Source organism: Paenarthrobacter sp. CAP02, assembly GCF_040137855.1.
GTDB lineage: Bacteria > Actinomycetota > Actinomycetes > Actinomycetales > Micrococcaceae > Arthrobacter.
On sequence record NZ_JBEEII010000006.1, the window covers coordinates 187,707 to 200,202 of the forward strand.

At 64.0% G+C, this 12,496-nt stretch carries 17 protein-coding genes; 12 read left to right on the forward strand and 5 right to left on the reverse strand.

The window, feature by feature from the left end:
• Window positions 1-29: 29 nt before the first annotated feature.
• Window positions 30-194, reverse strand: a complete 165-nt coding sequence (locus ABHM97_RS12490; RefSeq protein WP_235520195.1) for a hypothetical protein — start codon at window positions 192-194, stop codon at window positions 30-32.
• 200 nt (window positions 195-394) lie between these two features.
• Between ABHM97_RS12490 and ABHM97_RS12495 the strand changes: the two genes are divergently transcribed.
• The 3 genes from ABHM97_RS12495 to ABHM97_RS12505 are packed head-to-tail and all read left to right on the forward strand — an operon-like array spanning window position 395 to window position 2,815.
• Window positions 395-1,225: a hypothetical protein gene (locus tag ABHM97_RS12495; protein WP_349470901.1), complete on the forward strand. Its 831-nt coding sequence runs from the start codon at window positions 395-397 to the stop codon at window positions 1,223-1,225.
• Window positions 1,209-1,958, forward strand: a complete 750-nt coding sequence (locus tag ABHM97_RS12500; protein WP_349470902.1) for a LamB/YcsF family protein — start codon at window positions 1,209-1,211, stop codon at window positions 1,956-1,958. Before ABHM97_RS12495 ends, ABHM97_RS12500 begins: the two co-directional genes overlap by 17 nt.
• A 35-nt stretch (window positions 1,959-1,993) precedes the next feature.
• Window positions 1,994-2,815 carry a 5-oxoprolinase subunit C family protein gene (locus ABHM97_RS12505; protein ID WP_349470904.1) on the forward strand — a complete coding sequence of 274 codons (822 nt, stop codon included), beginning with the start codon at window positions 1,994-1,996 and terminating at the stop codon, window positions 2,813-2,815.
• Here ABHM97_RS12505 and ABHM97_RS12510 read toward each other — a convergent pair.
• Window positions 2,787-4,133, reverse strand: coding sequence for a DUF445 domain-containing protein (locus ABHM97_RS12510; protein WP_349470906.1), 1,347 nt, complete (start codon window positions 4,131-4,133; stop codon window positions 2,787-2,789). The genes ABHM97_RS12505 and ABHM97_RS12510 overlap by 29 nt on opposite strands.
• A gap of 50 nt (window positions 4,134-4,183) precedes the next feature.
• On the opposite strand from ABHM97_RS12510, the gene ABHM97_RS12515 reads away from it, so the two are divergent.
• The 4 genes from ABHM97_RS12515 to ABHM97_RS12530 are packed head-to-tail and all read left to right on the forward strand — an operon-like array spanning window position 4,184 to window position 6,605.
• Window positions 4,184-5,071, forward strand: a complete 888-nt coding sequence (locus ABHM97_RS12515) for a glycerophosphodiester phosphodiesterase (protein ID WP_349470908.1) — start codon at window positions 4,184-4,186, stop codon at window positions 5,069-5,071.
• Between the two features lie 36 nt (window positions 5,072-5,107).
• Complete coding sequence (locus tag ABHM97_RS12520) at window positions 5,108-5,542, forward strand: DoxX family protein (protein WP_235520189.1); 435 nt, start codon at window positions 5,108-5,110, stop codon at window positions 5,540-5,542.
• Complete coding sequence (locus ABHM97_RS12525; RefSeq protein WP_235520188.1) at window positions 5,539-6,297, forward strand: AzlC family ABC transporter permease; 759 nt, start codon at window positions 5,539-5,541, stop codon at window positions 6,295-6,297. The genes ABHM97_RS12520 and ABHM97_RS12525 overlap by 4 nt, the downstream gene beginning before the upstream one ends.
• Window positions 6,294-6,605, forward strand: a complete 312-nt coding sequence (locus ABHM97_RS12530; protein WP_235520187.1) for an AzlD domain-containing protein — start codon at window positions 6,294-6,296, stop codon at window positions 6,603-6,605. Before ABHM97_RS12525 ends, ABHM97_RS12530 begins: the two co-directional genes overlap by 4 nt.
• Here ABHM97_RS12530 and ABHM97_RS12535 read toward each other — a convergent pair.
• A complete protein-coding gene (locus tag ABHM97_RS12535; protein ID WP_235520186.1) occupies window positions 6,602-7,231 on the reverse strand; it encodes a TetR/AcrR family transcriptional regulator in 630 nt (209 codons plus the stop codon). The two genes, ABHM97_RS12530 and ABHM97_RS12535, sit on opposite strands and share 4 nt — an antisense overlap.
• 92 nt (window positions 7,232-7,323) lie before the next feature.
• Here ABHM97_RS12535 and ABHM97_RS12540 point away from each other — a divergent pair, with 92 nt between their 5' ends.
• From ABHM97_RS12540 to ABHM97_RS12550, 3 genes are read left to right on the forward strand one after another with little or no spacing between them, the layout of a single operon-like run.
• Window positions 7,324-7,656 (forward strand): thiamine-binding protein, encoded by a 333-nt coding sequence (locus ABHM97_RS12540; protein ID WP_349470911.1) that lies wholly within the window; start codon window positions 7,324-7,326, stop codon window positions 7,654-7,656.
• Between the two features lie 40 nt (window positions 7,657-7,696).
• Window positions 7,697-8,368, forward strand: a complete 672-nt coding sequence (locus tag ABHM97_RS12545; protein ID WP_349470913.1) for an O-methyltransferase — start codon at window positions 7,697-7,699, stop codon at window positions 8,366-8,368.
• Window positions 8,369-8,371: 3 nt separating this feature from the next.
• On the forward strand, window positions 8,372-8,875 hold the full coding sequence (locus ABHM97_RS12550) for a GNAT family N-acetyltransferase (RefSeq protein WP_349470915.1): 504 nt from the start codon (window positions 8,372-8,374) through the stop codon (window positions 8,873-8,875).
• A 19-nt stretch (window positions 8,876-8,894) separates the two neighbouring features.
• On the opposite strand, the gene ABHM97_RS12555 is transcribed toward ABHM97_RS12550, so the two are convergent.
• Window positions 8,895-9,050: a hypothetical protein gene (locus tag ABHM97_RS12555; protein ID WP_349470917.1), complete on the reverse strand. Its 156-nt coding sequence runs from the start codon at window positions 9,048-9,050 to the stop codon at window positions 8,895-8,897.
• 106 nt (window positions 9,051-9,156) lie between these two features.
• Here ABHM97_RS12555 and ABHM97_RS12560 point away from each other — a divergent pair, with 106 nt between their 5' ends.
• Window positions 9,157-10,065: a spermidine synthase gene (locus tag ABHM97_RS12560; RefSeq protein WP_349470919.1), complete on the forward strand. Its 909-nt coding sequence runs from the start codon at window positions 9,157-9,159 to the stop codon at window positions 10,063-10,065.
• Window positions 10,066-10,069: 4 nt separating this feature from the next.
• Here the strand turns inward: ABHM97_RS12560 and ABHM97_RS12565 are convergent, their stop codons facing one another.
• Window positions 10,070-10,966, reverse strand: a complete 897-nt coding sequence (locus tag ABHM97_RS12565; RefSeq protein ID WP_349470921.1) for a LysR family transcriptional regulator — start codon at window positions 10,964-10,966, stop codon at window positions 10,070-10,072.
• 137 nt (window positions 10,967-11,103) lie between these two features.
• Here ABHM97_RS12565 and ABHM97_RS12570 point away from each other — a divergent pair, with 137 nt between their 5' ends.
• Window positions 11,104-12,495, forward strand: a complete 1,392-nt coding sequence (locus ABHM97_RS12570; RefSeq protein WP_349470923.1) for an MFS transporter — start codon at window positions 11,104-11,106, stop codon at window positions 12,493-12,495.
• Window position 12,496: the final 1 nt, after the last annotated feature.

Sequence of the window (12,496 nt, forward strand, 5' to 3'; positions counted from 1 at the left end):
GGCCTGCCCGGTTCGCAAATGAACGTCAGTTACGGGGAGCCCTCTGCGGGGGTGTCGTCCTCGATGTCGGGACCTTCCGCCGGGTCCTGGCTGTGGAGGCCGGTGTCATGCGGGACCCAGCCTTCCGTCTCGCCCTCTGCCGGAGCGTCGGTGTGGTGCCGGATGACATGTTCGGTCTCATCTGATGGCTTCATGACGGATACTTCCTGTCCTTGGCTGGGACTGCTTCCGTGAGTGCCCCCAGTCTACGCCCGGGTGTGGTCCGCTGCGGCGTCCGCCCTCCGCGGAATCCTGTCCACATAGCACTCATCAGGGACCTTGTGATCCAAGGGTTTGGCATAGGCTGAACCCAGCAGTTCCCCGTGAAGCAACAGACTGCCAAGGAGAGGTGAAGATGCCCAAGCGCCCCAACCCGGCGGTGAAAATCGCCCAGGAAACAGCACACAACGCCGTTTTCGACGCCCAAGGCAAACCCAAGCCCGGTGTCCACAATGTCCTGCTTAAAGCCGTAGAGGTCCAGCGGCCACTGGTCCTGGCCAACCTTCGACGCTTGCAACGCCGGCACCCCCATGATTCTCCGGCGCAGCTTGCGGCAAAGCTGGAGCACCATTACCTGCTGGTCATCTCAGGTGGGGGTGCCGCCGTAGGTGCGACCGCCGTCGTGCCGGGTATTGGTACCGCGGCATCGCTGGGCCTTTCCGCGCTGGCAACCGTGGGGTTCCTGGAGACCACGGCCCTGTACGCGTCGTCCCTGGCCGAACTCCACGGCATCAGGCTCACCGACCCGGAACGTTCCCGGACCATGGTCATGGCCATCATGCTGGGTGAGGAAGGCACGTCCCTGCTGGGCGCACTGAGCGGGCAGTCGCTGGGCCGCGGTAAAGGCGTCACTAATGCCTGGGGCAGGACCCTGACCAAGAAGATTCCGGGCAGCGGATTCGGAGTCATCCGTGACACCATTCAGCGCGCCTTCCTGAAGAACCTCCTGAAGAAACAGGGCGGCGCCTTCATTGGACGCGCCCTGCCCTTCGGTATCGGGGCCGTGGTTGGCGGTGCCGGCAACCTGATGATGGGCCGTGCCGTGGTCTCCAGTGCCAAGGAAGCCTTCGGCGCGATGCCCGATACGATGCCGGGTGAACTTCTGCCCAACGCAACCAAAAACGTGACTGTAAACGCAACCGAATACCCGACGCTGGAAGGCGGTAACAGTGGATCTGAACGCTGACCTGGGAGAGTCCTTTGGCTCCTGGACCATGGGCGATGACGCCTCGATGTTCCGTATCGTGAGCAGCGCCAACGTGGCGTGCGGCTTCCACGCCGGGGATCCGCTCACCATGCTGGACAGCTGCCGCGCAGCATTTGAATTGGACGTTCGTGTAGGCGCGCATGTGGGGTACCGGGACCTGGCTGGGTTCGGACGCCGTTCCTTGGACATGACCTTTGATGAGCTCTTCGGGGACGTCCTCTACCAACTCGGCGCCCTGGACGGGATGGCCCACACCGTCGGTGCTTCGGTGGACTACGTCAAACCGCATGGCGCCCTCTACAACAGGATTGTTAAGGATCCCGAGCAGGCCGAGGCCGTGGTGGCTGCTGTTCATGCCTACGATCCCGGCCTTCCCGTGTTGGGACTGCCGGGGTCGGCATGGTTGAAACTGGCTGATGAGGCCGGTCACCCGGTCTTCCGCGAAGCGTTCGTGGACCGGGCCTACCTGCCGGACGGCACCTTGGTACCGCGCACCCAGGAGGGCTCAGTCCTCCACGACCCCGCCGCAGTGGTGGCGCAGGCCGTGCGGTTGGCGACGCGCAAGGAAGTACTGGCCATCGACGGTTCCGTCGTCCCCGTGCAGGCGGATTCGCTGTGTATCCACGGAGACACGCCAGGGGCCGTCAGCATGGCCGCTGCCGTTCGAGAGGGACTGGAGCAAGCCGGCGTGCAGGTCGAGGCGTTCGCCTGATCCTGCGGTGCGGTTCTTTGTAGGGGAGTGCATTAATGGGTGCGGTAGTAGTTGACCCTGGGACCTTGACCTCGGCCCTGGAGCCGGAGCAGGCTTTGGACCGCGCATCGATGCATCTGGCCAATGCCCTCCTGGGCAACCGCGCCGACGCCGGGGGCCTGGAGGTCCTGCTCGGTGGCCTCCGGCTCCGCTTCGTCACGGCCTCCGCAGTTTCAGTCACCGGCGCCGAAGGCATCGTCACCCTCAACGGCTCTGAGCTGCCACTGAACAAAGCGGTGCGGGTGGCTCCGGGATCGGTCCTTGAGGTAGGGCCCGCGCTCTTCGGAATCCGGTATTACGTGGCAGTTCCCGGTGGCATTCCGCCTCAGGCCGAGCCGTTGCGCGCGGGCGGTGCCCTGACCTTCGGCCGCCCGAACAGCCAGGCCTTCACGGACATGCAACAACCCCCGCGCCGTGCGGTGGATCCCGAACGTCCGGTGGCCGCCAGGGTTTTCCCCGGCCCGCAGGACCCTGATTTCGGCGCTGATTCGTGGCTGAGGTTAACCACCGAACCGTGGATTCTCTCGCCGGAGTCGGACAGGGCCGGGGCGCGGCTGGTGGGGCGACCACTCGAGGCGGCCACAACTCAAGCACGCCAACCTCAGCCTTTGCGGACCGGTTCGGTCCTGCTGCCGCCGTCGGGCCTTCCCGTGATCGCCCTGGCCGGCCACCCGGCAACGGCAAAATCGCCCGTGATCGCGCTGGTCCGGGACGAGGACCTGGACCTGCTCGGCCAGGCAAGGCCGGGCCAGATGGTGCACTTATTGGGGACGGGTGATGCCCCTCGTCCTATCCGAACAGCAGGTGCGCAACCGTGAAGATAGCCAGGCCCGCCAGCGCGCCGACCACGGTTCCGTTGATGCGGATGTACTGAAGGTCCTTGCCCACTTGGAGCTCGATTTTCTGGGAGGTTTCTTCCGCGTCCCAACGGGCTACCGTGTCCGAGATGACGCCGGCAATGTCCGAGCGGTAGGTGTTCACCAGGTATCCGGCCGCGTCGCCAATCCAGGCGTTGACCTTGCCGGCCAGTTCGTCATCCTTGACCAGGCGTGTGCCGAAGTCCCGGACAGCTCCTTTGAAGCGCAGGCTCAGTTCGCTGTCGGGGTCATCGACGGCGTTGAGCAGTGCGGTCTTCACCGTTCCCCAGGTGCGTGAGGCCAGTTCACGGACCTCGGGGTCACCAAGGATCTGGGCCTTGATGGTTTCGGCGCGCTCAATCATGGCCGGATCGTGCTGCAGGTCCTGGGCGAGCTCGGTGAGGTAGGCGTCGATGGATTGGCGCACCCGGTGGTTCTGGTCGGACTGGACGGCGCGCATGAACTTGGACAGTTCCACGTGCACGCGGTCGCCCACAAGGCCGTCCACGAACGTTGGCACCCAGAGGGGCGAACGGTCCGAAACGAGCCGGTTCACCGTTGCATGGTTGGAATCCACCCAGTCGGCTGCGCGGTCCACCAGCAAATCCACCAACTTGTGGTGGTGGCCGTCAGAGAAGATCCGCTCCGCCATCCGGCCCACCGGCGGCCCCCATGGCGGGGTGAGCAGGTGCTTGCGGACCATGCCTTCGATGACCGCTTGGACGTCGTCGTCATTAAGGACGGTGAACACGCCGCGGATCGCAGCACCGCCTTCCTTCGCGACGCGTTCGGCACCACCCGGACCGGACAACCAGGCCCCGGCCTTGCGGGCAATATCGATGCTCGCCAACTTCTCCTGAACAACCTCCTGGGACAGGAAGTTGCTTTCCACGAACTCGCTGAGCGATTCGCCGATCTGGTCCTTGCGCCGCGGGATGATGGCGGTGTGCGGGATCCTCAGACCCATGGGGTACTTGAACAGGGCGGTGACGGCGAACCAGTCAGCCAGCGCGCCAACCATGCCACCCTCGGCCGCCGCGCGAACGTACTCAAGCCACGCGTACTGCTTCTGGAAGGCGAAAGCCACCGTGAAGATCACGGCCATCCCGATCAGCAGGGCCAACGCCAGCCGCTTCATCCGGCGGAGCGCGGCTGCTTTTTCCAGGTCTCCCGCCGAAAGATCGACGACGGCGGAACCGGCCGGGGCGGGCACGGGACCTGACGCCGGACGGGGGTTGGTGACGTCTTCAGTTGGGATTTGTTCAGAGTTCACCTGCATTAGCCCAGCGTAGCCCCCGTGCGTACAACCGCGTGGGCTACCGTATCTCCATGACAAGCGACGACTTCGCCACCGTAAGGCCCAAGGTCTACGCCCACCGTGGCTCCAGTGCCGCCTTTGCCGAACACACCAGGGCCGCCTATTTGAGGGCTATCGACGACGGGGCGGACGGAGTCGAGTGCGATGTGCACCTCACCCGGGATCAGCACGTGGTGTTGTTGCACGACTCCAACCTGGACCGGACCTCCACGGGGACAGGACCCGTAGCCGAGCAAACCCTGGAGGAGCTCCGTGAGCTGGACTTCTCGTCATGGAAGGGTGCGCGCATCCCTGAAGCCTATGGGGGAGTGGCCGACCAATTCCTGACGCTGCCGGAGTTGTTGGACATCCTCCGCGGGGCTGGCCGCGACATCGGCTTGGCCATCGAACTCAAGCACCCAAGTCCCTACGGGCTGAAGCTTGAGGACCGGGTACTGGCCCTGTTGGCCGAGGAAGGCTGGACGCCGGAGGAATCCAGGCTCGAGAACATCCAGGTCTCCTTCATGAGCTTCGATTCGGACTCTGTACAGCGGTTGCTGGAGACTGTTCCCGCGGAGCATGTCTGCCAACTGGTGGATGACTACACGGTCCAGGAAATCCGGGAGGAACTGGGCTTGGGCTTCCTCACCGGCGGGGCGGTAGCCAACGTCATGAAGGCAATGCAGGAGGAAGCGGAGCGCGTGCTGGACGAGGGACGGGCGGGAATCGCGGGCCCGGGAATCGACTATGTGCGCGAGCATGCACGCAACGTGCAGCGGTGGTTGGAGGCGGGCCGCGTATTCCGGGTGTGGACTGTTGATTCCCAGAAGGATGTAGCGCTTTGCCAAGGTCTCGGCATCCATGAGATCACCACCAACAAACCAGCGCAGGTCCTGGCGCAGCTCATGGTTTCCAGCTGACTTTGGGGGTTACCGCGCTTGTGATTGAGTGGTCTCATGTCACTTCGCTGGTCACCCAAGGCAACACATACCGTCTCAGCAATAGGCTTGAGCGCCCTGCTCCTGGCCAGCGCCGCAAAGCATTTCCGGACCCCCACCTTCTATAACCCCGTGGTGCCGGATTACCTGTGCCGCCGGGATGAACCGGGGAGCCGTCCCAATGGGCCGTTGGCCGTGATGTCGCGGGAGGAATGGGTTGCGTCGTCGGGCCTGCTCGAGGTGGCTGCCGCCGTCGGTCTCCTGGTACCTGCCACCCGCAAGGTGGCGGCTGACGCAACCACAGCGATGTTCACTGCATTCCTTGCGGGGCATATTGATGCCCTCAGGCGCGCTTACGGACCTAAAGGCACTCCTGCCGAGAGGCGTATCCACACCGTGCGGCTGCCCCTGCAGATTCCGCTGATCCTCTGGTCGTGGAGCCTGCGGAAATGACCAGTGGTTCCGCGCCCCTGAAACTCAGGGAGTCGCCCGCATTCAAGATCGCTCTTTCCTTGAGTATCGCCACGGGACTCTACGGGGTTTCGTTTGGTGCCTTGTCTGTCGCGTCCGGCTTTGATTTCTGGCAGACGATGGTTCTGAGCCTCCTGCTCTTCAGCGGTGGGTCCCAGTTCGCGTTCATCGGTGTCGTGGCGGGCGGTGGCTCGGGGGTGGCGGCGATGACGGCCAGCGCACTCCTGGGTCTGCGCAACGGCATCTACGGCATGCAGATCAATGCGATGCTCCGGCCCGGCGGCTGGAAGCGCTACCTTTCCGCGCACGTCACCATCGACGAGTCGACGGCGACGGCGTCCGGCCAGACGGATCCGGATGAGCAGCGCCGCGGGTTCTGGACAGCCGGAATTGGAATATTCATCTTGTGGAATATTTTCACGGCCGTTGGCGCCTTGGCAGGAGATGCCATGGGAGATCCCAAGCAGTGGGGCCTCGATGGTGCCGCCGTAGCAGCGTTCCTGGCCTTGCTCTGGCCCCGGCTGAAGGGCCGGGAACCGTGGGCCATCGCCGCAGCCTGTGCACTGGCCACGGTTTTGGCGGTGCCCTTCGTGCCGTCAGGTGTTCCGATTTTGGTTGCTGCCGTCGTGGCCGGAATCATCGGGTGGTTCAGCCACGCGCGCATGGATGAAGGGCTTGAGCCGGACGTGGATCCCTACGCGGAAAAGCGCCAACAAGAACCCAGGAGCAACGCATGAACCTATGGCTTTGGATCCTGATCGCGTGCGGCCTGGCCTACCTCACTAAGCTGCTGGGCTACTTTGTGCCCGCCAAGCTGTTGGAAAGCCCGCGCATCATGCACGTGGCCGGCACCATGACCATTGGCCTGCTGGCCTCACTGACGGTGGTCAATGCTGTCGCTTCGGGGCAGGCCCTGGTTCTGGATGCCCGCATCGGGGCGTTGGCTGCGGCCGCCTTGGCGTTGTGGCTCCGGGCACCGTTCCTGGTGGTGGTGATTTCCGGCGCTGCCGCGGCCGCCCTCCTCAGGCTGTTGGGGTGGGGCTAGACAGCGTCGGTAAAGGTCACGCCTGGAATGCCGGACTGTTCCGGGAGGGGGCGCGCCGGTCGTTCTGTCCGGATGGCGTCCTCGATCAAGGCAACGGGCCGCTTCCACGCCTCCGATCCAGGCTCCATCGTGTCCACGGCGCCTATGAGCATGGCCACCAGTCGGACCATGTCCTCGATGGTGATGTCCCGGCGGAGGGAACCCTGGCCTTGGCCGCGCTCCAACAAGGTGGCCATGGAGCCGATGAGGCCACCGGTGATCCCCATGAGGAGTCCGCGGCGTCCGGCAACGGCGTCAAGGAGGTTGGCGTCTTCACTGGCTACCTGCATCACGGCATCGATGACGTTGATGAGGCCCTCGGCGGCGTCCATGCCGTCAAGGGCTGCGGCAGCCACGGGATCCACGTGCTGGCGGAGCTGGCGCGACAGGGCAGCGAGCACCAGCTGCTCCTTATCCGAAAAGTTGCGGAACAGGGTAGCCGGGCCAACTCCAGCGGTGGCGGCGATGGTCTGCAACGGTACTTCGGGCCCGTGTTCCCGGAAGCACTGCCTTGCGGCGGTAATGATCTTGTCCACATTGCGTGCGGCGTCTGCCCTGAGGGGCTTGCGTTCAGAGGGCTGTTCCATGCTTGTCAGGGTAGCAACGGTCAGGTCCCTGCTTGTTGTTACGCGGGAGTAGGCCGTTATGTGACAAACCGGTACATGAAACACTGGATTCCATGTTGCTTGCATTCTCAGTCGCGCCTTCGGGCCAGCCCGCATCCGCTGCCAATGGCGGACCCACCCCCGACGCCTCCGTGCACGACGCCGTTGCCGCCGCCGTCAAAATCGTCCGGGAGTCCGGACTTCCCAACCAGACGGACTCCATGTTCACCACCATCGAGGGTGAGTGGGACGAAGTCTTTGACGTGGTCAAGCGCGCCACCGAGGCGGTTGGTCGTTATGGCAGCCGGGTTTCGCTGGTGATCAAGGCCGATATCCGTCCGGGTTACAGCGGCGAATTGACCGGAAAAGTGGAGCGTCTCGAAGAGGCCATCGCCGCCACGGACTAGTTCCTTCCCCCAGCCTGCCGCGAGTGCAAGACTGGGGCGCATGATTGAACACGTCACCGAGCCTGGTTGGGTCGATGTGGAGCGGTACCTGACCGACGTCGTCGTGCGTCCTGATCCTGCCCACAAGCGTGCCTTGACGTCCGCCGTGGAGGCAGGCATGCCGGCGATCGAAGTGGCGCCCAATGCCGGCAAACTGCTGCGCTTGCTCGTGCAGATGTCCGGGGCCAGGCGCGTGCTTGAGATTGGCACCTTGGCCGGGTTCAGCAGTATGTGGATGGCGCAGGGACTGCCCGACGACGGCCGGATCGTCACGTGCGAATTCCTCCGGAAACACGCGGATGTCGCGCGGGCCAACCTGGATGCAGCAGGCGTAGGCCACAAGGTGGACATCCGGGTGGGTGCGGCCCTGGATACCTTGCCCACGCTTGTGGACCAGGACCCGTTCGACTTCGTTTTCATCGATGCCGATAAGGAAAACGACGCCAACTACCTGGACTGGGCCATCAGGCTTGGCCGCCCGGGGACGGTGATTGTGGTGGACAACGTCATCTGGGATGGCGCCATCCTGGACCCGCAACGGGATGAGGTTAATGCGCCGGGCATCGTGAAGATGCTGGAGATGATGGGACAGGACCGGCGCTTGGACGCCACCGCCATCCAGACGGTTGGAAGCAAAGGCTGGGACGGCTTCGCGATGGCAAGGGTGAGGTAAGCGGTGGATTTCACGATTCGTCCGGCAATGGTGGAGGACGCCGAGGAGATGGCCATCATGCACCTCCAGTCCTGGCGTGAGAGCTACGGGCAGTTGCTGCCGCCGGAGTTCTTCGCCAAGCAGGAAGCCGCCTTGCCGGACCGCATCAACCGGTACCGGGAGTCCATTGCTGCCGGCCACTCCCGGATGCTGGTCCACGGGCCGGACGGCGACCTTGTAGGTATTGGGGCCGCAGGCTCGGGCAGTGACGAGGACAAGCCCTGCGATATGGAGCTGTTCATGCTGTACACACTGGAACGTATCCATGGCCGCGGTGTGGGCCAGGCTTTGGTGGATGCCTTGATTGGAGACGGTCCAGCGTATCTCTGGGTCCTGGACGACAATCCGCGGGCCCAGGCCTTCTACCGGCGCAATGGCTTCGTACCCGACGGCAAAAGGCAGCTCTGCGACCCGTCCTGGTACTCGCTGCCGGAGCATCGGATGGTGCGTACCGCCGTCGGCCGCTAACCGCCGCTGAAACCGGACACTATTCCAGCTCGCCGTTGGCCCCTTCTTCGTCGTCCAAGGACGAATCCAGCAGGCTCGGCGGCTTGGGCACGCGGGCCAGCAGCAGGAAGACCACGGTCAGCCATGCCGCAGCGGCGGTGAACAGTTCCGCCCATACCCACTCGCCAAGGTTCATGGATTGATCTTATGGCCCAACCGCCCATTATTGTAAGTAGCCTTACTACTCGCTGGGCTGCGAGGCTCCACTAGGCTGGAACCATGACTGAGGCAGGGCGGAAGTAGTGTCAAAACGCGGCAGGGTGAGCAAGTCACAAAGGTCGACGGCGGGAGTCGTCGACGTGCCTTCCGGCACCCGTCTCGACGGCCCGGTAGAGGGCGTCTACTACATCGATACCGGCGATTGCGAGCTGATCCAGGACCAGGACAACTCCAACGGCTGGTTGCTGAAAATCAATGGCGTGATGAGCTCGCACATCGACCTTGCCGATCCGCTGTTCCTGGATTTCGAATACATGCGCTGGATCGCGGCTTTGGTGGAATCGCGCTGGCCCAGGGAACAGAAACCCAAGTTGCGCGCGCTCCATCTGGGCGGGGGAGCGTGTTCCATGGCCAGGTACTTTCACGCTGCCTACCCCGAGGCGCGGCAGGTTGTGGTGGAGCTCGATGGCAAGCTCGCGGAGTATGTCCGTGGTTGGTTCGAATTGCCCAAGGCGCCTCTGTTGCGGATCCGGGTTGGCGAAGCGCGGCAGGTGACAGAGTCGCTGACTCCCGATACCCGTGACCTCATCATCCGCGACGTCTTCGCCGGAGCCTTTACGCCCCGTGCCCTGACAACGCGTGAATTCACGGCCCATGCGGACGCGGTACTCGCAGCCGATGGGCTGTATGTGGTCAACTCCGGCGACGCCCCGGACCTCAAGAATGCCCGCGCCGATGCCGCAACCATCGCGGACACCTTCGAGCACACCATGATCATCGCCGACCCCGCCATGCTCAAGGGTCGTCGCTACGGCAATATGATCATGGCCGGCAGCCACGCGCCGTTCGGAGACGACCCCACACTTGCAAGGCGGCTTTTGGGCGGCGGCGTCCCGGCCCACATCTGGGACGACGCCCAAGTGCGCGCCTTCGCTGCCGGGATTCCGGTACGTCACGATCCTCCTGCGGAACCGGAGCCGACCCCCGCCTAGCGGGTCATTCGGCCCCCAGCAGTTCCTCCCGCCTCCCCTCCGTCTCCTCGCGCAAGGCCTGCACGACGGCGGCTACCGCAGGGCGGCGCATGGAGTCGGGGCGGAGGACCATCCAGTAGGGGAGGAGCTCGGCGAAGTCCGAGGGCAGCAGGCGCACCAAATCGGGATGCCGATCGGCCATGAAGCACGGAAGGAACCCAATGCCTGCCCCGGCCCGGGTGGCCTCGACATGCACGAACACGTTGGTGGAGCTGAGGCCGTCGCGCATGGTCGGAACCAGCCTGCGGGGAGCATCCAAATCGTCCACTTGGAGCATGGAATCCACAAAGTAGACCAGCTGGTGTCGCGTGAGTTCCTCGATGCTCCCGGGCGTCCCGTGATCCGAAAGGTAGGCGCGGGACGCGTACATCCCCAGCCGGTACTCGCCCAGCCTTATCGCTTCGGCCCGGTGCACCTGCGGCGTGCCGACCACCACCTCGATGTCCAGTCCCGATCGCTGCTGCAGTGCCCGACGCGTCACGGTCACGATCTCGACGCTCAGTCCGGGGTGGTCCCGCCTCAGGCGGGCAACAGCGGGTGCCGCAATGTACGCGCTGAAACCGTCTGTCGCGGTCATGCGCACGACGCCGGTGATGGGGTCGGGTGCGCGGTCGCTGGGTCCCAGCGCGCCCACCGCAGCTTCGATCCGTTCCGCGACCAGTACGGCTTGGGCGCCCAGCTCGGTCACTTCCCAACCCCCGGCGGCTCGCGCCAGGACCCTGCCGCCCAGCGCCTTTTCCAGTGCCGCTATCCTGCGAGAGACGGTGGTGTGGTTCAGCCCCAAGGCTTGGGCCGCCGTCGTGAATTTTCCTGAGCGTGAGACGGCGAGGAAGATGAGGAGGTCGTCCGGGTTGGGATTCATATCTGCAATTTTGCACACCTAAGGTGCCTTATTGGTCATTGAGGCATAACGAATCTGCGGCAATACTCAGTGGAGCATTCCGTGTTGTGGATCACATCACGTTCAAAAGGGTCAAAGAGGACACTGAGGAGATGGATATGAGCGTTGAGCAGCGCTCCGCATCAAGAGCCGGGAAAGATGCCGGCAAGGGCTCCGGCCTGAAGAAGATCGTCGCAGCCTCAATGGTGGGCACAGTAGTGGAGTGGTACGAGTTCTTCCTCTACGCCACTGCGGCAACACTGGTCTTCGGGAAGTACTTCTTCCCGAGCACCGGCAACGAGCTGGACGGCATCATCCAGGCCTTCATCACCTACGCGGTGGGTTTTGTTGCCCGGCCGCTGGGCGGAATCGTCTTCGGCCAGATCGGCGACAAACTGGGCCGCAAACCCACGCTGCAGTTGACCATCGTGATTGTGGGCGTCTCCACGTTCCTCATGGGCTGCCTCCCCGGCTTCGTGGACATCGGCTACTGGGCGCCTGCCCTGCTGGTGGCCCTCCGCTTCATACAGGGCTTCGCGCTCGGTGGCGAGTGGGGTGGCGCGGTGCTTCTGGTGGCTGAGCACAGCCCCAACAAGTCGCGTGGTTTCTGGTCCTCGTGGCCGCAGGCAGCCGTGCCGGTTGGAAACCTGCTGGCCACGCTGGTCCTGTTCGTCATGTCCACCACGCTCAGCAGTGAAGCCTTCCTCGGCTGGGGCTGGCGCGTAGCGTTCTGGCTCTCCGCGGTGATCGTGTTCGTTGGCTACTACATCCGCACCCACGTCACCGAGGCACCTATCTTCCTTGAAGCCAAGGCGCAGGTGGAGGAGTCCAAGGCCATCAGCTACGGCGTGGGCGAGGTCATCCGCAAGTACCCCAAGGGCATCCTGCAGGCCATGGGACTCCGGTTCGCGGAAAACATCATGTACTACCTCGTGGTGAGCTTCGCGATCGTCTACCTCAAGAGCGTCCACAAGTACGACACTTCCTCGCTCCTGCTGGCACTCCTGATCGCGCACGTCATCCACTTCCTGATCATTCCGCAGATCGGCCGGTTGGTTGACTCGTGGGGACGCAAGCCCGTGTACCTGATTGGTGCCATCACCGGCGCGACGTGGCCGTTCTTCGCCTTCCCCATGTTCGACACCAAGAATGCCGTGGTCATCGTGCTCGCCGTGACCATTGGCCTGTGCCTGCATGCCTTCATGTACGCGGGGCAGCCGGCCATCATGTCCGAACTCTTCCCCACCCGCATGCGCTACTCCGGCGTTTCGCTCGGCTCGCAGGTCACCTCGATCTTCGCAGGCTCACTGGCGCCCCTGCTGGCAACGCAGTGGCTCAAGGACACGGGCTCCTGGCTCCCCACCGCGATCTACCTGGTGGTCGCCTGCGCGATTACCGCCGTCGCCGTCGTTTCCCTGAAGGAGACCAAGGGCATCGCGCTCGAATCCGTGGACGAAGCCGACGCCGAGCGTCACGGACTGACAACGGCCTCGCCAATAAAGAAGGGCTGAT

Excerpts from the sequence above, each read along its gene's own strand:
- ABHM97_RS12525 (WP_235520188.1), top strand. The coding sequence starts at position 5,539 with ATGACCAGTGGTTCCGCGCCCCTGAAACTCAGGGAGTCGCCCGCATTC.
- ABHM97_RS12495 (WP_349470901.1), top strand. The coding sequence starts at position 395 with ATGCCCAAGCGCCCCAACCCGGCGGTGAAAATCGCCCAGGAAACAGCA.
- ABHM97_RS12520 (WP_235520189.1), top strand. The coding sequence starts at position 5,108 with ATGTCACTTCGCTGGTCACCCAAGGCAACACATACCGTCTCAGCAATA.
- ABHM97_RS12570 (WP_349470923.1), top strand. The coding sequence starts at position 11,104 with ATGAGCGTTGAGCAGCGCTCCGCATCAAGAGCCGGGAAAGATGCCGGC.
- ABHM97_RS12505 (WP_349470904.1), top strand. The coding sequence starts at position 1,994 with ATGGGTGCGGTAGTAGTTGACCCTGGGACCTTGACCTCGGCCCTGGAG.
- ABHM97_RS12510 (WP_349470906.1), bottom strand. The coding sequence starts at position 4,133 with ATGCAGGTGAACTCTGAACAAATCCCAACTGAAGACGTCACCAACCCC.
- ABHM97_RS12490 (WP_235520195.1), bottom strand. The coding sequence starts at position 194 with ATGAAGCCATCAGATGAGACCGAACATGTCATCCGGCACCACACCGAC.
- ABHM97_RS12565 (WP_349470921.1), bottom strand. The coding sequence starts at position 10,966 with ATGAATCCCAACCCGGACGACCTCCTCATCTTCCTCGCCGTCTCACGC.
- ABHM97_RS12545 (WP_349470913.1), top strand. The coding sequence starts at position 7,697 with ATGATTGAACACGTCACCGAGCCTGGTTGGGTCGATGTGGAGCGGTAC.
- ABHM97_RS12555 (WP_349470917.1), bottom strand. The coding sequence starts at position 9,050 with ATGAACCTTGGCGAGTGGGTATGGGCGGAACTGTTCACCGCCGCTGCG.
- ABHM97_RS12540 (WP_349470911.1), top strand. The coding sequence starts at position 7,324 with ATGTTGCTTGCATTCTCAGTCGCGCCTTCGGGCCAGCCCGCATCCGCT.
- ABHM97_RS12535 (WP_235520186.1), bottom strand. The coding sequence starts at position 7,231 with ATGGAACAGCCCTCTGAACGCAAGCCCCTCAGGGCAGACGCCGCACGC.
- ABHM97_RS12530 (WP_235520187.1), top strand. The coding sequence starts at position 6,294 with ATGAACCTATGGCTTTGGATCCTGATCGCGTGCGGCCTGGCCTACCTC.
- ABHM97_RS12515 (WP_349470908.1), top strand. The coding sequence starts at position 4,184 with ATGACAAGCGACGACTTCGCCACCGTAAGGCCCAAGGTCTACGCCCAC.